Below are 17,237 nucleotides of genomic sequence, written 5' to 3' on the forward strand. Positions count from 1 at the left end.
AAACGACAGTTGAAAGTATTCAACAAAAAGGTAATATATGTATTTTATTCATTGTATTTTCAGATTGTATGCAGTGAGAGGATGATGGATCAGGAAAAAGCAGCTTTATGGGTGACTAAAGGAGCCTAACCATGAAAATCCGAAATATGTTCAGTTCAATATCTAATATGGGGAGGAAAAAATGAGCACGACTTATAATGCAGGAATACCTATGCTGGTTTTACTTCTTTTACTCATCGCAATTGGCTATGCTCTGTCATCGGTTATCCGTGGTCGATCCAATCGGGCGTGGCTTCAAGGAATTATCCATTTCTTTAGCGCACTGAAAACCCTTATAGGCGCAATTTTGCTTACAGCGGGAGTCGTTTTAATTGTGTATGGATTTCTTGAATACAATGAGCAGAAGAACACTTTGCAAGGGAAGCTGTCAAATGCCCTGTCAGACAAACCGGATCATACGCCGATTTTTATCGTGATCGGCGGTGCATGTCTGGTCATCCTTGGTTTAACTCTACTTTTATTGAAAACAAAGCAAGCGCCAGTGATTCATTATGTTGCTTCTAAGGAGATCTTGGCAGGAGGTGGGATGGCCGCTACTACTGGAGAAGGTAATGGCAGACAAACCTTTTGTGAACAATGCGGTTCTTCAGTGGGAGCGAATAGCCAGTTTTGTTCTTCATGTGGAGCAATACTTCAGCCTGCCGCTGGAGGGAACCGATGATGTTGAACAGAATTTCTTCATACATAAAAGTGTGGGATCGCCGTAGAATCAAGGTGCTCCTATGGACAATCGCGCTCGGCAGTGCCTTCGTTGGCAGCAATCTGTTCTTTGATAATAACTCTGTGCAGGCAGAACAAGCCTCGGTCTCTACCAAGCAGGTTCCTGTGCGCTTGGATGGAGTCCTGCAATCCTTTGATCCGCCAGCAGTTATGATCGATGAAGTGACGTTGGTTCCCTTTCGTCCTGTGTTCGAACAACTGGGTGCAGTAGTGAGTTTTGATGCTAGTACCCAGACTGTTACAGCGGTAAAGGATGACAAGAGAATTCAGCTTACAATCGGCAGCGCCATTGGAAAAATTGGGGACCAATCATGGCCGCTTCCAACAAAGGCACAGCTTATCGACGGTACCACTATGGTTCCTTTGCGCTTCATATCGGAAGCTCTTTTGGCCAATGTAGAATGGGATATGCGGACGGCATCCGTGAGTATTACCAGTTTTGAGCATTTGTCTCCCCTTAAGGCTAAAGTGAACCAGATTATCGGTCAGATCATAACGCCTACTATGACGAACTTTCAGAAGATCTATGCGATTCACAAGTATGTGGTTAACCATGTTACCTATGATTATGTGAATTATTACAAAGGTACGGTTCCTCTATTATCTTATTCTGCGGAAGGCGCTCTCCTTGGCGGCTTAGCGGTATGTGATGGCTATACGAAAGCCATGTCTGTTTTATTGGATAAGGTCGAAATCGAAAATATAAGAGTGATGGGGACCGTGAGAGCCGGTGAGCATTCATGGAACATGGTACAACTCAACGGTCAGTATTATCATATTGATGCAACATGGAATGATTCGGACAATAATATTAGGAATAAGCACGAACTTTCGCAAGGAGTGGATACATCTCTTGATTATTTGGAGACATATAACCCTACAAAGGATTTAGGCTACAAATACTTTTTAGTGTCCAGTGAACGCTTAGAAGGACATACGTTCCCCACATCCGCATACCCGAAAACGAGCCATTCGTTTGATGGTGTGTTTTCAGAAGCCATTCCTTTTGGTGAAACTGCTGATGATATTTATGTGAGGGCTTTATTCCGTAATGGAGGAGAATTTAGTTACGGAGCATTAAAAGGAATAGCCAAGATCGACAAAAATGGCGAAAGGAGCTATCCGTTTTCGAATAGCGATGTTGAAGTCAGCCGTTTTCTTACCCCTATTATTTTTGATGATCACTTGTATTATGGAGTGGGCGATATCATTGATAATGTCTTTCCAGTCTCTTTATCCATCCATCGTATTTCGTTGAACAGCGGCGAGGACACCCCTTTTCTGGATAAGGTGTTTGATTTGAAAGTCAGCGGTAAATATATGTTTTATACAGCCGAGGTTAAAGAAGCCAATGATCGCGGCTTCATTACACGTAATAGTCATTTACGTCGTATTCTCTCAAATGGTGAACAGGATACCTTAATAGCCGAGAATATAGGTTCATTTCTGCTTCACGGCAACTTCATTTATTATACGAAGAAGGGCGACTCCTCCTCTTCCAATAAGACTTTGCACCGGGTAAGTCTGGAAGGAAAAGACGATACCCTATTAGCCACCGGAGCAGATATTGACCATATAGATGGCTACAGCGAGGGGATATTATCTATTCAGGTTCAAAAGTATATTCACCTAAGAAACGAGTAAAAGCCGAATAAGCAAAATAAACTCATAAGGGGATTGATCGGATAATGAAGTGGAATCGGGATAAATTCAAAGATTGTCACGGAGATAGCCGCTATCAATCTCGGTAAAACTAAAAGTATCAATTATTTCTGCTTAGGAGTGTTCTACGTTGAAGAAACTAATCATTGGTGCAATCTCGGTAAGTCTTGCCTTATCTTTGGGTGCTTGTTCGACTGCACCTAAGCCGTTGGATGAGGTGAAATTGAAGTCAGCAATCACTTCCTATCTTTCATCAAAGGACTCTAGAAGTGATTTCACGATTACCGAGTTCAGCAACCGCAAAATAGAAAAGACAAATGATGGGATAGACATTAAGGTTAGTGTTGAGTCCGGTGGGCAACTCAAAGGCAGTACGATTAAAGATCCTGCCGCCAAGACTCCCGTTCATAAGGAGTCGCTTTACCGTGCTCACTTACAGTACATGGATGAACAGTGGGTGGTGACTGGAGTAAATAAAATTGAAGATTTAGTAGTCACCCCCAAAGAAGGAATAAACCCGCTCTCCTTGCCTGATTTCATGGGACGTACTGCCACTTTTAACTCTGAGAAGACTCGCTACTGGGACACTAAAGTGGTGGATCAAAAAAGCGACCTTCCAAATGGTACTGATACAATAACCTTAAGTAAGTCGTCCAAAAACGCCATCATTACAGAAAGTGGTACCATTAAGTATAATTTCACCTACAACAAAGAATCTGGTTACTGGGAAAAGACCAGTGAGGTCAAGTCAGCCGATTGGAAGCGTTCCTATGCTCTTGGGGGTAGATGGAATTACAAGTTCACCTCAAAAGACGGTTATTACGTCACAATCAACCTGTACCTGTCGGACGTAAATGCTAATGGTGAGGTTACAGCCAAGCTCGACTCTGATGCCATCCGAGCCGGGGCTTTCTCTGGTCTGGATATGAAGACTTCATGGACAGCTAAAGCTTCCCCGGAAAATCCGTTTGTCTTTAAGTCCAGCGAGACCTCTGTCAATTTAGTAATCCCCGATGAAGGGGAAACCAACGTTATTAAACTGGGTGATAACATTTTTCGTAGGTAACATCGTAAGCGGGCGGGGAGGTTGGAGGTGCATGCTTAATTATTGTAGGCTTGATTCTGCTCCTGCTGAAATCGAAGGGAAAGCACACCCCCCTGCGCTGCTACGCGCTCACAATGGCTCTGTGGCGGGTTCTGTCTCCCCCGCTCCATGGGCCTGCCTTCGTTCAAACGAGGCGTTCTGGTGGCTTTACGTGGTTTTGAATTTGTGGGTTGGCTTAGGTCGGCATAGATGCTACTATTGATGTAGATACCTATCGGTTGGGTTCCATTCAAAATGCTCTTCATGAAAAAGATGGAATGTGTCCCATTCTCATTTGGATCTGTCCATTCTCACTGGGAACTGGACGGGGAAAGGTAGAAAAGCCTTGATATTGCTGGGTTTTTCGGAGGTTGCAGGGCGCCAGTGTTTAGTATATCAATAGCGTGGTGCCGACTTTGTCAGACCACGCATTGGGAATCCCTGGACGGCCCCAAGGGATGTTTATTGCCCCTCGGCCCGTTCAGGGTCTTTTTGTCTTTGCCTTTGCTCTTAGGTTCTTTGAAGGGTCTTTCATCAAGTATAGAGTTTAAGATATAGTGATTGATGATTATGATTCATGATAGATAAGAATACTGTATACATGATGGATGAATCTCCAAACGAAAATTTTTCACGGTAATCGTTAAAACCTGCAACAGTGCGCCGTTCTAAGGAGTACATGCTATCCTCTTACAAGTGGACATGTATAAACATACGCAATTTTTGAATAAAACGACTTCTTTTCTTGTCCTTCCATTGTGTCCTTTTTTGCGAAAAGTGTCGGACAAGGGGAAGAGGGGAAACTGACCTATCGCCTTTAATGAAGCGGATTCGCCGCGTATTATTTGGATTCTGGAATCTGCAGAGTAATGAGGGGAATTTTGTAAGAAATGACGAGGTTATTATCGTCCCAGCATATCAATCTCTTGACGGTAGAACTGGCTGCGTAATTTTTAATCACCTTGGTTCAGGCAGGCTTCATATGGCTGAAGGCGGTTGGAAATAAGCGTTCCAGTATCCATGAAACATGGCGACAAGTGCTTGCCGCGGCTGCTTTTTTGGGGAGCAAACTATATCGGTTTTCGTGACTATTCGTAAACGAAAATCATTCAAAAATGAAGGCGACTCTAGTATTTGGGGGTCGCCTTTTTTGTTTTTGAAGGGGTCACAAATCTATCTCAAACGCTTGATATGTTTTTGAATTTTAACAGATGTGGCGTGAGAAAATTTTTATTAGTATAACCGAATAAAAATACCGCCTAAATATACGCCCTAGGTCTGACGTTTTTTCTGGGGATTACGTTCAATTAGGCAGGAGATATCGGTAAAAAAAACAAGAGGGGGCGTTTCCGGCAAGAGTTACTATTTTTTATTCACTGAGATGAAAAAAGATGTATCTGGAGTTGAGTTTTTGGTTTGGTGGAGTTGAATACGTTCCTTGAAAACTTGATAAGCAGAATCGCGCAAGAATGAAATCTCTTTTGGCTAAGGAATTCTAAACTATATTTTCGAAAGGATGTTTCAAATGAATCATAAATTTATATCAATCACTCAACCTAAATTTAAGGATGCACTTCGTAATGTAATTACGGAGGATGAGTCTTTAGCGGTGGTTCTTCATCTCAATGATACCGATTACGTGCTAAAGGATCAGACTTTGTATCATCAAGGGGTTCCACTAAGCCTGGATGATATATTCAGGTTGATCATAGACACGGAGAAGAATGAGCCACTTCCAGAACAACTTCTGATGGCTGCCATTTTTACCTTTCTATACTCCAAGCGTGATTTACGTAATGGTACTAAATTTGAGACATCAGTTAATGAACTGAGTGCCTTCCTTGGAACTAGTGTAGGTAGCAAGGGATTCCGGCTTGTAGAGAAGCTAAAGTCATTTAAGAGTGTGTATGGTGTGATTCCTTCGGAGGGGGTATTCACCGTCTTGGAAGTTGAACAATCTCATGGGAAGCTGATTTTACGGAGTCCGTATTTTCACCGCATCCTTAACCTGATCCTAAGCGAAAAACCTAAATTGTTATGATGGACGTAGAGATTTCTATAGCGGCAAATCATTCATCACTCTGGTCGCGGCTAAAAATAAATTAGCAGCTTTGATCGTCGTCGAGCTTGTCAATCTAGTAGTAACGGCAGGACCGAAGGTGTACAGACCGCACATCTCTTTAGGAACTTTAGCAGAACGTATCCCACAGTTATATGCAATCTTGCACGGTGAAGCTAATCGAAGTGTTCGAAACAAGCAACTCCGCCGCGCATTCGCTGGGGTCGTCTCTTTATTAGCGGAACGGACAAGCTTGCCTAAAGACTATCAGTCTTTCCAAATTCACATTCCTAATCTGAATGTCTCTAATCCAGATGCCGTAATCCAGATTTTACATCTGGGGAAGCCCAAGAAAGGGGGTGTTGCTCATGGTAAGAAATAAACGGGCAAAGTGGGCTGTGAGGGTAAAACAGGTGTTGGAGAGCCTTAAGAATGGGGAGTCCCTGCGGCTCACCAAAATTCCAAAGGAAGTATTCTCTAAAGCAGGTGCTGCTCGTCAGAAGCAACTTCTTCGTGAGAAGATGACCGAAGTACTTAGGTTAGCCAATGTACCGTTGAATGACCATTTACATTGTCTGGTTCATGATGACAAAAATCCGTCCCTTGTGTATTATCCAAAGCGGCATGGTTTGCACTGCTTTGGTTGCATGGACGAGGATAAAATATGGGATATCTTCGACCTTATTGGATTTCTGCTAGATATAGAAGGGTTCTCGGATCAATTCTACTTGGCGAAGCGGATGTTCGTTGAACTGGAATGGGAGAAGAGAGATATTCGATATGTACCTATTACAAAGCCTGATTCGCCCCATAAGACGAAGGAGCCAGCTTCCTATAGACGGGCGACTTCGTCAACAAAAGACCTGGTATATAAGCCCTTTGACACTGACCCCGAATGTGAGGATTTCATCAAAGAACAGGGCATTACGTTCGAAACGGCAAAGAAGTTTGGAATGAAGTGGTGGGAGCATCCCCGATCGCGTAACCGTTATGTGGTCATTCACTGTGATAAAAAATTCTTTGTGCGGAGAATGTACAAGCATGTTACGGGTGATTACAAAAAAAACAAGTATGATTATCCAGAAAATAAAGAGAACAACCCGGATAAGAAAGTAAAGCTGTTTAATGGAAAATGCTTGGATAATAGTCAACACGGGGACTGGATTTTTATCGTTGAGGCGACTCTGGATGCAATTATTTTGGAGCAGGCGGGGTTTCATGCGGTGGCCTTGAATGGCGGAGGAAACAGTGAATTGATTCTTGAAAAAGCGGATGTCATTCGGAAGAATCAGCTTAGACTTATATTGCTCATGGATAATGATAAAAATCGTGCCGGAAGGGATTATGCTATTAGTATTTATAAAGCATTTGAGAAGCAGGGAATTCCTACCTATATTCATTGGTATGATAGCCTTGGGATAGCGCCTTTTCTTGCAGGATTCAAGGACGTCAGAGAGGCGTATATGGATAATCCTGAGCGAACCGTCGAAGCTCTCAATGAAATTATACAGACCCTTGTGGCTCCGCCAAGCTCATTTGATCCCTGCACACTAGAAATGACAGAAGAGCTGAAACTGCTCTCTTCACAGACGAGCTTAGACCCGAGCTCTAACCCTTTACTTCAATTCGGTGTCGCTAAAGTGATCAAACTTAAATAATCCGAAAAACAATAGGGGCTATTCAGGAAGATATATCTTGGATAGCTCCACCATTAAAGAGGAGTGAGCATAATAATGAATAAAAAATTTGAAGGTGAATTTGCGAGAATTATGGCCGATGAAAACTATTCTCAAGATGAGAAGGTAGCTGCTTTACAAGCTAATCTCTCGAAAATGAACATTGGCCATGGTAATAATCTGGATAGTATGCTTGAATGTATTGAAGAGTACGGCGTAACCGTTCCGACTGGATACCCGGAGATTGACATGCTCTTGAAAGGTGGGTTTCGAACGGGGTTAAATATCTTTGCCGCCCCACCGGGGAGCGGAAAATCCACCCTAGCCCTGCAATTTGCAGAACGGTTTAGCTCATGGGGAACACAGACCGTATATTTTTGTAACGACATGTCTGAGGAAGAGATGGTTTGTAAGGCGATCAGCCGTCATTCTTATCTTATTGCCGGGGAACAAGGGTTTGAAGCGGAGCAAGTGGTGGGATTGAAAAACAATCTACGCCAATCGGACGTCTTTAAGAGAGCCTGTGTAAGCTTTAAAGAAAATGCAGAAAAGCTTACCTTTGTTGGGGATGACTATAGCACCCATCTTAATGATATCAAGAGGTTAATCGAACATTATGGAACTTATGGCACTGGTAGTGACCAGACCGTTATTATTATCGATTATCTCCAGAATATTGCAGTCGATGGTGTCAATGGAGACAAGGAGCGGCTGGATGTGCTGGTTCGGGAACTGAAGGCGCTGGCTAAAAAGCATAGATTGGTTATCATCGCAATTTCAAGCGTAAATCGTAATTCTTATGGCAGAGAACTGAGCATGACTAGTCTAAAGGAAAGTGGCGGCATTGAATTTTGTGCCGATCTCGTTCTTGTTTTACAGTTCGAACGTGTCGGTGATGATGATTTTGATTGGAAGAAAGAAAGCAGCAAGACCATCAGAGACATGGAACTTGTTGTTCTCAAGCAGCGTATGGGGCGAATTGGAGAGCCGCTTCCTATTAAGTATTATCCCAAATTTGACCTTATTCCGTTTATGGACAAACGCCCTTCCTTTTCGAAAGCCCAAAGCAAGAAATGATCATGTGGAGAGCATACGCCTAAATCAAGTGATGTTTTAGGCGTATGCTGTACTATTACCGGGATGGTGAAGGCATCGTGGAAAGAACGCTCAAGGATGAAACAATTAAAATATCCGCACGTCTGCCTAAGAGCAAAGTCGAAGTATTAATGAAAGAATATGGTACTGGCAGTGTGACGGAGATGTTGCATAAGCTCATGGAGGACAAGCTGGATCATCGCTTTCAAGCTGATAGCAGCCGTTCCGTCATTACAGCGCTGGGGGCGAAGAATAAAGTAGCCAAGAAGATGATTGCACTGATGCCGGAGCATCAAGTCTACATTGAGCCATTCGGCAATACGGCCAGTGTGCTGATTGCCAAGCCCAAGGTGAGGCTTGAAGTCTATAATGACTTGGACGGGAACGTCGCGACCTTTTTTCGTGTATTGCGGGATAATCCTGTTGGGTTGTATCAGGCTTGCGCGGCGTTGCCCTATTCAGAAGAACAGTATTATGACTTTTTGAAAGCAGGGGCACCCGATGACCCCTTGCACAAAGCGGTTCGCTTTTTTTACCTGAGCAGAGCTGGATTTTTAGGAGCTAACACCACGGGGTTTAAGTCTAGTTCTGCTGATCGCAATAGCGCGGCATTTTACACACGGGAATGCGAGAGATTTCATGCTGTGGCCAAACGATTCCAGGGAGTGGAAATCTCCAATAAGGACTTTGCCCAAGTGATTCGTAAGTATCAAGATAAGCCAGACGCTTTCTTTATGGCAGACCCTCCTTATTATGACGGAACCGATTATTATCTTGACCAATTCAAGTTGGCGGATCACAGCAGGTTGGCTCAAATGTTAGCAGGGATCAAAGGCAAAGCCATGGTTTGCCACAGTAAACAGTATCAAATCCATAAATTATATACGGGTCTTGGGTTCCGGTTTGAGAAGATCAGGACCAGATATGCTTCTCGAATCAAGATGAATGCAGACAGTACATCACGGGCTGATACGGAATTGTATCTATATATGAACTACTGATGGAATATGAGGAATTCTCTTCGGAAGATGAAGCCGCCGCTGGCTCTGTCTTCCGATTTTTTTGTTGGTTGAACGGGTGTCAACATGGACAGGTTAGGCGAGTCATTTGATGAAAAGAAGTTATATTACTTAGAAATCATACTGATCCAAATTTTAGTTTATTTTTGTTCGTAAGGGGAACGTAACCGCTCATAGGGGGCGGCGCAATGCGGCTATTTGGGCCAAATAAATCGGGTTCATCAAAATCGGGAGGCGTTTTTGTTAAGTCCCTTTGCGACGGAATGCTAAGTTCTTCTGGTCACAAACGAATGAAGGGACGATTATGTTCTTTCCTCAGGAGTTGGTCTGTACAGAGGAGAAGGGAATCAGACTGGAGGGGTAGAGATGCTGTTTTTTCGCAAACTGGAAGCCGCTTATTATTCGGTAAAAGCTAATTTGAATACAGACTTGCAGGAAGCGGACATGAGAGTGGAAATAAGCAAATTGAAATTACTCAGTGAGATGGTGGCTTATGCCAACCGTTATGAGTACTTGAATCATAAACGGACGAAACAAAAAATGAAGGCTTTCTTATCAAGCAAGTATGATTATGCCGGTGTGGCGAAGGCTCTCGGGATATCTCGAAATTCATTGGAAGTATCGGTGACCCGAGCATCCAAAAAGTTGGAATTACGGCTTGGCTCTGCTCTTGATCGGGTACTTGCCGGGGATGTGGATGGGGCGGCGAAGGAGTTTTTGATTGGAACAGGCCAGCTTTTACCGCGGAGCGGCTTTGTGGAGGGCGCACTCCGTTTGTTGCCGGAGCCGAAAGAGTGTCCGGGGGTGGATTGGAGCGTAGCGCAACCTGAGCTCCGTCTCCTGAAACTATTGCATAGCGAAACGTTGAGCGGCTTGATCCAAGGCCATGATAACGAGCGGCTGCAGATGATCCTGTTCATTCTGTTCGGTCATGACGGTAAATATGCCACAGAACGGGGGAACCTCATTCAATATTTTAATGAAGAAATAGATGTGGCTGAAGTTATCCAATCCTTCCAAGCCGACACTATTTACAACATTTCATCCCTGAATAGGGAGAATGTCGTTGATTGAGCAGATAAACCAACATCACGATTTATATTAGATGAATAAAACCGGGGAGGAATGATGGTATGTTGAACGCCAGTAATCTTAGCCAAAGGCAGCATGAGTATTTCAAAATCATCGGTAAGCCTGTAGTTCCTGCGCTGAGCGTGGACAATGGATTTCATCGGGACATGTATGAAAGAGGGGTCAAGGAGGGATACCTGATCACCTGTTGTGGCGAACGGCAGCACACCTTCCGTTCTGTCGATATCAGCGAGATGGTCACAGAGTGCGGCAGAATGATGGACGGGATAGCATTCTATAGTGCTGAGGAGATTCGCCAAAGTGGATTGCCTTTACCGATTGGGGTAGAGCGGCAGTATACAGGTTCATTGATCCATTCCTCTTTGCTCAATGGTACGTTATGTTATGTCGAGGCAGATGGTAAAAATGGAAAGTCCAGCTTCTATGCTACAAAGCATATGGGAATCGTCCATGCCTTGAAAAATGATTTGGCCGAGTCTGAAAAGCGAAAGAAGGTAGAGGGTTATCATGACCAACTGACAACATCGCATCAGGAATTGAGCAGCAATATTTTTAATGTGATTAAAATTGTAAATGACCGGGACGGGTTCAAGTTGTCCAAGCATCGACTCAATCTGAATCGCAAGGGCATCGTCATGATGCCCATGTATTCCATTGGGAACTACATCGACAAGCTCATTTATTGCCTTACACATCATCGGGTATTGATGACCTATCTGGAGGAAGGGGTTGGGTATCAGTTTGTAACCAGTCTACGGACAGATGCAATTGCCAAGTGGCAGCAATCCAATCACGCCGCTACTATTCAGAAGGTTCAAGATTCATGGCAAAATCCCTTTGATTTTGGTGAGATCATTTTACCCAATCTGCTTATTCCGAATCAGTATGTGAAAGTGAGAGTGCTGGACATTATATCCATCCAAAAACTGGATTAGAGGTAAAGCCCTATTGGGATTTGGGAAGCTCCTGATAGGGTATTTTCTTCGATTTGCATTGCCGAATCCTATTGTTTTTGGTAGTGTGCTGCCGCGGCGCAGATTATGGGCTTTTCCGGGGTTGCGGCACTGCCAAAAGTATTGCCGTTATGGGATTGCCTCAATCCCCTCTTTGCGGCACTGCCGTAAAGGAGGCGGCTGTCCGTATGTGGGGGTTCTGGCAGTCGGCGGTGTGGTTTCTTCATGCAATTTTCATAAGGGGTGAGGATAATGGAAGGCAAGTTGTTCGGGTATATTCGAACCAGTACCGTAACCCAGTCCACGGATCGACAGGTTGATGTACTAAAGGAATACGGCGTGCAGGAAACGGATATGTTCATCGATAAGATTAGCGGAACCAAGCTCCATCGTCCGGCTTTGGATCAACTGCAGCGCGTATTACGAGAAGGGGATACCGTTCTGGTGGAAAGTCTTAGTAGATTGTCCAGATCCACTAAGGACTTGCTGGGAATATTGGAAGAGTGGGAGAGCCGCGGAATCCAATTCATATCCATCAAAGAAAGGTTGGACTTCTCCAGTGCCACCGGAAAATTGATTTTGACCGTGATGGCGGCTATCTCCACATTTGAAAGGGATATCATTTATGCCAGAGTTATGGAGGGGATAGCAGCCGCCAAATTGCGGGGGAGAACATTCGGACGCACGCCCACGGATAAAAGCAAGCTGAATAAGGCGCTGAAGCTGTATGAAGCCAAGGCTCATAGTATACGTGAGATTTGCGAAATAACCGGAGTTTCACAGTCTGTGCTGTATCGGGCGTTGAGACAACATCGGCGTTCCATGAAGCCTCCAAATCCTGATCCTAGAGAAAAATGAAAAACCGGCAGTGACATGACAAGACGCGATCATAAGTCCGCCTTGTTCCATGTCACTGCCGGTTTTTGTTATTTTCTCTTCAGAATTTGTTTCGGGACAACCAATTTATTACTGAGCCGAAGGCAAATTCAATTTCTACAGTAATTGGAAGAAAAAATTTATACCATTCAGGAGTTCATACTCCCCACTAATTAGACGGAGAGTGAGACGAATGAATGGTGCTTCCGAAGCTGGAAACAAGATGGTTCTACGTGGTCGCGAGTATTTGGAAGTGAAAGCTGCTGATGGGACCGTTGAGCTTAGGCGCTTTGATTCCAAGTCAGGTAAGTGGGTCATTAATCGCTTCTTGGCAACGGATACAGGTGCCGAGAAGGAATTGTTGAACCAACTGAAAGATGAATATGTGCGGCAGCAGCTTGAAACAGATGAATCTCCCATATAGAAATAATTGGAGGAGTCATGTCGTTTCAAAAATAATGAGTTGAAATTATCGCAGAAGCATGGTATTACAACAACACGCTATGAAACTTACAAATAATAACATCGAAGGAGCGGTATCTCCTATGGTTGTACCTGTAGAGCAAGGGATTACGAAGCATATTAATAATGATGTAATAGTCAATGCGTTCAGCACGAATGGCATCATGCGTGAAGTATTAACTAAGGTTGCTGTGCTTCGACGTACATCTGTTGACGGGCGTTTGGCTAGTTCGAGAAATGTTAAATACAGCCATGAATTCGAATTGTGCAAGAGCTATATTCAGACGAAGCCAGGTTGGGTTATGGTACAAGATTATGCTGAACAATATCCCTTCGGACATAAAGGGGAATTGTCTGATCGTAAAATCACCCAGCAGCTCTTTCGAGATGCTGAAGATAAAAAGTTTGCTATTTTGCTTATTCATCAATATGCACGGCTGGGACGAGCAGGAAATGATGCCTCATTGATTGTACAGCGTTTATACAGGCTTGGTGTTCAGGTATGGTCAGTCTTGGACGGGCAGATAGACCTTCAGAATGACATTTTTAAACGATTAAGCAGCTTGATCTAAGAATTGAACAGGATGAAAGACATCCTTCCTAAATTGACGGAACGAGACGGTATTGCCAAGAACGTCTCGTTCCATTATAGCTGGAAAGTATACCTTTCCAATGGGGGATTGCAATTTTTGTGAAATTATTCAAAGGAGTGGCTGATATCATGCTTGTAGTTGCACATAACGGTGTTAAGCGGGTGGCTATTTTGTTGCGGGTCTCGACCAAGAAACAAACCGAGTATATCTTAGGGGTAAATCAGAATGATTTTTTGGATGATATTCCGGGTCAAAGAAAGTCGTGCATGGAATTTATCAGTAAACAACCGGGCTGGCAATATGTAAAAGAATATAGAGAAGCGGGGGTCTCCGGGTTTAAAGTTTCAGAATCAAAAAGAGATGTTCTTCAAGATGCCAAGCGTGATGCTGAAAATGGACTCTTTGACGTGTTGCTAGTTTTTAAGTTTGACAGGCTTGGACGTTTAGATGATGAAACTCCCTTTGTTCTTCAGTGGTTTGTTAAAAAGGGAATTGAAATGTGGTCGGTGGTGGAAGGGCAACAAAAAATAGAAGGTCAGATGGATAAGCTCATCAATTATTTGACCTTTTGGCAAGCAAATACGGAAAGCGTAAACACGTCAATCCGGGTAAACGAGAAGCATTCGCAGATGGTTGAAGAAGGGGTTTATCGCGGCGGTTCGATTCCGTTCGGGTATCGCTTGGAGAAGTCCGGCAAGTTCAACAAAAAGGGGAAGGAGTTGCTGATGGTCGTCATTGATCCGGAAGAGGCTGCTGCAGTTAGATGGGTATATGCTCTGGCCGATCAGGAAGGCTATGGTCAGTACCGGCTTGCGAAGCTGCTGAATGAGAAGAAGATCAAAACAAAACGGGGTGGCGCATGGGCCTCGAATATGGTAAGTCACATGTTGAATAATCCGATGTATAAGGGGTACTATGTGTATGCTCGAGGCACGGATAAGGAAGTCATGTCCAAGGTGCAGATCCCAGAGTTGGTTATCATTAATGAGGACCAATGGGCACGAGTACAGAAAATCCGGGAGGAACGCAGTCCAGAGAACACGAAGAAGAATGATGGTGTGATTATTGTGAGATCCACTAAAGGGTCCTTACTCTTTGTAGGTATGATTCGTTGTGGAACTTGTGGCAATCCGCTTACTGCTACTCCCAATCATAAAACATATATCAGCAAGAAGACAGGGAAGAAGACGGGATATCGCTCCATGAAGTATCGGTGTTCAGGCAAGGCGTCTCAGAAGGTCGTCGATTGTAGGGGTCAAACGATGTATTCGCAAAACATCATCGAAGGGCTCGTGATGGACGAGGTCTACAGTTATCTGGATCAGCTTCAAACCATTGACTTGACCAATGAGATCGAAAAGATGAGGAACCGAAATTTGGAAGAGGAAGCCAGGGCGTTAAGTAAGTGCAAGCAACAATTGAAGCGTTTGGAGCATGAACTTAGCAAATACAAAGAGGAAGTACTCAAGGTCATCATGGGAGAAAGTTCCTTTGACCGAGATATGCTCAGTGGGCTGATCAAGAAGAAGGAGCAGGAAGTTGGGGAGCTTAAGGAGGAACATGCTAAGCTGGAGCAGGAACTTGCGGCGAAGAAGGTCGAGCGTACTGAAATGGAGGCGCTTCAACGGCACATACCGAATTGGCGGAAAGTGTTTGAGGCGGCATCTATTGCAAAAAGGAAGATGATGCTTCGCACGATCATCGGCGGTATCCTTGTTTATCGAGATCGGGTTGAGGTGACGTTCAAGCTTCGGATCAGCCAGTTTCTTGATGTGATGGGGAGCGGCGAGTTTAAATCGCTAGACGCAGCACAGTACGGCAGAGTGCTGACATATAACTCGGTAGCCGGTAGTCCGGTATATAAGCAAGCGTAGTTGTTACGGCTTCAGGTCAACCAGTTGCTTTATGGACGCCGCGCAGCAAAGCAATGTGTTGATGCATAATGCGTCATCCGAAGTTTTGGCATCTAAATGGGCATAATTGTTATGCAGCTCCTGCTGATGGTTGGCGGGGGCTGTTTGTTTAATTTGTCATTTTACCACTATTTCCACATATCGCAAAATTGAAATATGAGTAGTATAATGGAATTGATTAAATTGTAAAAACAAATCGAATACTTATATATTCGTACACCTCAATAGTTTGCCTAGGACGGGATATTCGCTATGAACAATTATGACTTTCTAAATTTATCTGCGATCGAATTTGAAGACTTAGTTAGAGATTTACTTCAGAAGCATCTTAATATGTATTTGGAGAGTTTTACTGAAGGAAAAGATAGTGGAATTGATTTGAGGGGAAGCATTGACAGAAAAAAAAGTTTATTAATACAATGCAAAAGGTATAAAGATTACACTTCACTAATGTCTAATTTAGCTAAAGAAGCTCCAAAAGTTCAGAAATTAGGTCCCAAGCGTTACATTATTGTTACTTCAGTAGGACTGACTCCTCTGAGAAAAGCTGAAATAGTAAAAATGTTTGCACCTTATATTTTATCTACAGAAGATATTTTTGGTAAAAATGACGTAAACAACTTGTTAGGACAAAATAATGATATTGAAGAAAAGCATTATAAATTATGGCTGTCAAGTACGACAGTATTGAAAGCAATACTACAAGCAAATGTAAAAAATCGATCAGAGTTCTTAGCAGAGACCATTACCAATAGTATCAAATTATTTGTTCAGAATAAAAGTGTTAATGAAGCAATTGATATATTGAATGAAAATAATTTTGTAATTATTTCTGGAAACCCTGGGGTGGGAAAAACAACACTGGCTAAAATGTTAATTTTTCAATACATGTCAAAAGGTTTTGAGTTAGTTGAAATAACTGAGGATATCGAGGAGGGAAATAAATTTTTTTCGCCTGATAAAGAGCAAGTGTTTTATTATGATGATTTTTTAGGAAGTAATTTTTTAGAGAATTCAATTGCGAAGAATGAAGATAAAAGGCTTTACAGTTTCATGGAAAGAACAAAAAAACATAAAAATAAAAAATTAATAATGACAACCAGAGAGTACATTCTTAAACAAGCTCAGCAAAAATATGAAGTCTTAGGCAGACAGGATATTGACTTAGTAAAACACATTTTGGACATAGAAAGCTATACCAGGATTGCAAAAGCTGAAATTTTTTATAATCATTTGTTTTTTTCGGAGCTCCCTGAGGAATACATTCACGCAATAGTTTCAAATAAAGGGTATAACAGAATTATTAATCATCCAAATTATAATCCGCGTGTTATTGAATTAATGACGATGAAGTTTAATAGACACTCAGTTCCTCCTGATAGATATTTGGATCACTTTTTATTATCTTTGACAAACCCCATTGAAATATGGAAAGCTGCTTTTGAAAATCAAATTAGTCATTTGTCGAAATATATTCTGTACGCTATTTTAGTTACTAATAGCCCGATTTCTGAGGAGAGTCTCAATCTTTCTGTAAAGGGAATGCTTGAATATGATTCTCTTAGATTTAATATTTCTTTCAAAAGGGGAGATTTTCTGAACTCTTTAAAAGAATTAGAGAATACATTCATAAAAATAACTAAGGGATCAAATAACGAGAAATTCATACAATTTCAAAATCCTTCAGTTAAGGATTTTTTAATTCATTACATTGAATGTGATTATGATTTGATTGAAATGATCGTTAACAGTATGGTTTACTTTAATCAATTATTCACCATTTTTGATCCATATAATAAAAAAGCCTATCACCATGCTTATGATTATACTTTAGTGCTTAGTAGAAAGATTGAATTAACCGACAGATTAAGAAAAAGCTTTGAGACAAAAATCATTAAAGATTTTGAGGCTCTTCGCCGTTAGCGATGCAAACAGCAGTTAGTAGTCATTAAAACCTTTGAAAATCGGACAAG

General features: G+C 42.6%; 14 protein-coding genes. All 14 read left to right on the forward strand.

Features of this window, described 5'->3' with window-relative positions:
• Window positions 1–181 precede the first annotated feature (181 nt).
• The 14 genes from DQG13_RS01935 (at window position 182) to DQG13_RS02000 (ending at window position 17,187) form a co-directional block, all read left to right on the forward strand.
• Window positions 182–721 carry a zinc ribbon domain-containing protein gene (locus DQG13_RS01935; protein ID WP_113017659.1) on the forward strand — a complete coding sequence of 180 codons (540 nt, stop codon included), beginning with the start codon at window positions 182–184 and terminating at the stop codon, window positions 719–721.
• Entirely contained in the window at window positions 718–2,424 is a 1,707-nt protein-coding gene (locus DQG13_RS01940) for a stalk domain-containing protein (RefSeq protein ID WP_181592508.1), read from the forward strand. Before DQG13_RS01935 ends, DQG13_RS01940 begins: the two co-directional genes overlap by 4 nt.
• 148 nt (window positions 2,425–2,572) lie before the next feature.
• Complete coding sequence (locus DQG13_RS01945) at window positions 2,573–3,508, forward strand: hypothetical protein (RefSeq protein WP_113017661.1); 936 nt, start codon at window positions 2,573–2,575, stop codon at window positions 3,506–3,508.
• A 1,543-nt stretch (window positions 3,509–5,051) separates the two neighbouring features.
• The gene (locus tag DQG13_RS01950) at window positions 5,052–5,567 is read left to right on the forward strand and encodes a hypothetical protein (protein WP_113017662.1); all 516 of its coding nucleotides are present in this window, start codon (window positions 5,052–5,054) and stop codon (window positions 5,565–5,567) included.
• A gap of 386 nt (window positions 5,568–5,953) precedes the next feature.
• On the forward strand, window positions 5,954–7,243 hold the full coding sequence (locus tag DQG13_RS01955; protein WP_113017663.1) for a toprim domain-containing protein: 1,290 nt from the start codon (window positions 5,954–5,956) through the stop codon (window positions 7,241–7,243).
• A 75-nt stretch (window positions 7,244–7,318) separates the two neighbouring features.
• Window positions 7,319–8,338 carry a DnaB-like helicase C-terminal domain-containing protein gene (locus tag DQG13_RS01960; protein WP_113017664.1) on the forward strand — a complete coding sequence of 340 codons (1,020 nt, stop codon included), beginning with the start codon at window positions 7,319–7,321 and terminating at the stop codon, window positions 8,336–8,338.
• Between the two features lie 44 nt (window positions 8,339–8,382).
• Entirely contained in the window at window positions 8,383–9,357 is a 975-nt protein-coding gene (locus DQG13_RS01965; protein WP_113017665.1) for a DNA adenine methylase, read from the forward strand.
• A 384-nt stretch (window positions 9,358–9,741) separates the two neighbouring features.
• Entirely contained in the window at window positions 9,742–10,449 is a 708-nt protein-coding gene (locus tag DQG13_RS01970) for a hypothetical protein (RefSeq protein WP_113017666.1), read from the forward strand.
• A 59-nt stretch (window positions 10,450–10,508) separates the two neighbouring features.
• Window positions 10,509–11,402, forward strand: a complete 894-nt coding sequence (locus DQG13_RS01975; RefSeq protein ID WP_113017667.1) for a hypothetical protein — start codon at window positions 10,509–10,511, stop codon at window positions 11,400–11,402.
• 270 nt (window positions 11,403–11,672) lie between these two features.
• Window positions 11,673–12,278 carry a recombinase family protein gene (locus tag DQG13_RS01980; protein ID WP_113017668.1) on the forward strand — a complete coding sequence of 202 codons (606 nt, stop codon included), beginning with the start codon at window positions 11,673–11,675 and terminating at the stop codon, window positions 12,276–12,278.
• Between the two features lie 211 nt (window positions 12,279–12,489).
• Window positions 12,490–12,720: a hypothetical protein gene (locus DQG13_RS01985; protein WP_113017669.1), complete on the forward strand. Its 231-nt coding sequence runs from the start codon at window positions 12,490–12,492 to the stop codon at window positions 12,718–12,720.
• A 121-nt stretch (window positions 12,721–12,841) separates the two neighbouring features.
• Window positions 12,842–13,330: a recombinase family protein gene (locus DQG13_RS01990; RefSeq protein WP_181592509.1), complete on the forward strand. Its 489-nt coding sequence runs from the start codon at window positions 12,842–12,844 to the stop codon at window positions 13,328–13,330.
• Window positions 13,331–13,479: 149 nt separating this feature from the next.
• The gene (locus DQG13_RS01995) at window positions 13,480–15,225 is read left to right on the forward strand and encodes a recombinase family protein (RefSeq protein ID WP_113017671.1); all 1,746 of its coding nucleotides are present in this window, start codon (window positions 13,480–13,482) and stop codon (window positions 15,223–15,225) included.
• A 291-nt stretch (window positions 15,226–15,516) separates the two neighbouring features.
• Window positions 15,517–17,187 carry an nSTAND3 domain-containing NTPase gene (locus DQG13_RS02000; RefSeq protein ID WP_113017672.1) on the forward strand — a complete coding sequence of 557 codons (1,671 nt, stop codon included), beginning with the start codon at window positions 15,517–15,519 and terminating at the stop codon, window positions 17,185–17,187.
• The last annotated feature ends 50 nt before the right edge of the window (window positions 17,188–17,237 follow it).

The organism is Paenibacillus sp. YN15 (genome assembly GCF_003285005.1).
Lineage (GTDB): Bacteria > Bacillota > Bacilli > Paenibacillales > NBRC-103111 > Paenibacillus_AR.

Coding starts and splice junctions, on each gene's coding strand:
- DQG13_RS01935 (WP_113017659.1), top strand. CDS start 182: ATGAGCACGACTTATAATGCAGGAATACCTATGCTGGTTTTACTTCTT.
- DQG13_RS01985 (WP_113017669.1), top strand. CDS start 12,490: ATGAATGGTGCTTCCGAAGCTGGAAACAAGATGGTTCTACGTGGTCGC.
- DQG13_RS01995 (WP_113017671.1), top strand. CDS start 13,480: ATGCTTGTAGTTGCACATAACGGTGTTAAGCGGGTGGCTATTTTGTTG.
- DQG13_RS01950 (WP_113017662.1), top strand. CDS start 5,052: ATGAATCATAAATTTATATCAATCACTCAACCTAAATTTAAGGATGCA.
- DQG13_RS01955 (WP_113017663.1), top strand. CDS start 5,954: ATGGTAAGAAATAAACGGGCAAAGTGGGCTGTGAGGGTAAAACAGGTG.
- DQG13_RS01975 (WP_113017667.1), top strand. CDS start 10,509: ATGTTGAACGCCAGTAATCTTAGCCAAAGGCAGCATGAGTATTTCAAA.
- DQG13_RS01970 (WP_113017666.1), top strand. CDS start 9,742: ATGCTGTTTTTTCGCAAACTGGAAGCCGCTTATTATTCGGTAAAAGCT.
- DQG13_RS02000 (WP_113017672.1), top strand. CDS start 15,517: ATGAACAATTATGACTTTCTAAATTTATCTGCGATCGAATTTGAAGAC.
- DQG13_RS01960 (WP_113017664.1), top strand. CDS start 7,319: ATGAATAAAAAATTTGAAGGTGAATTTGCGAGAATTATGGCCGATGAA.
- DQG13_RS01940 (WP_181592508.1), top strand. CDS start 718: ATGATGTTGAACAGAATTTCTTCATACATAAAAGTGTGGGATCGCCGT.
- DQG13_RS01990 (WP_181592509.1), top strand. CDS start 12,842: ATGGTTGTACCTGTAGAGCAAGGGATTACGAAGCATATTAATAATGAT.
- DQG13_RS01980 (WP_113017668.1), top strand. CDS start 11,673: ATGGAAGGCAAGTTGTTCGGGTATATTCGAACCAGTACCGTAACCCAG.
- DQG13_RS01965 (WP_113017665.1), top strand. CDS start 8,383: ATGCTGTACTATTACCGGGATGGTGAAGGCATCGTGGAAAGAACGCTC.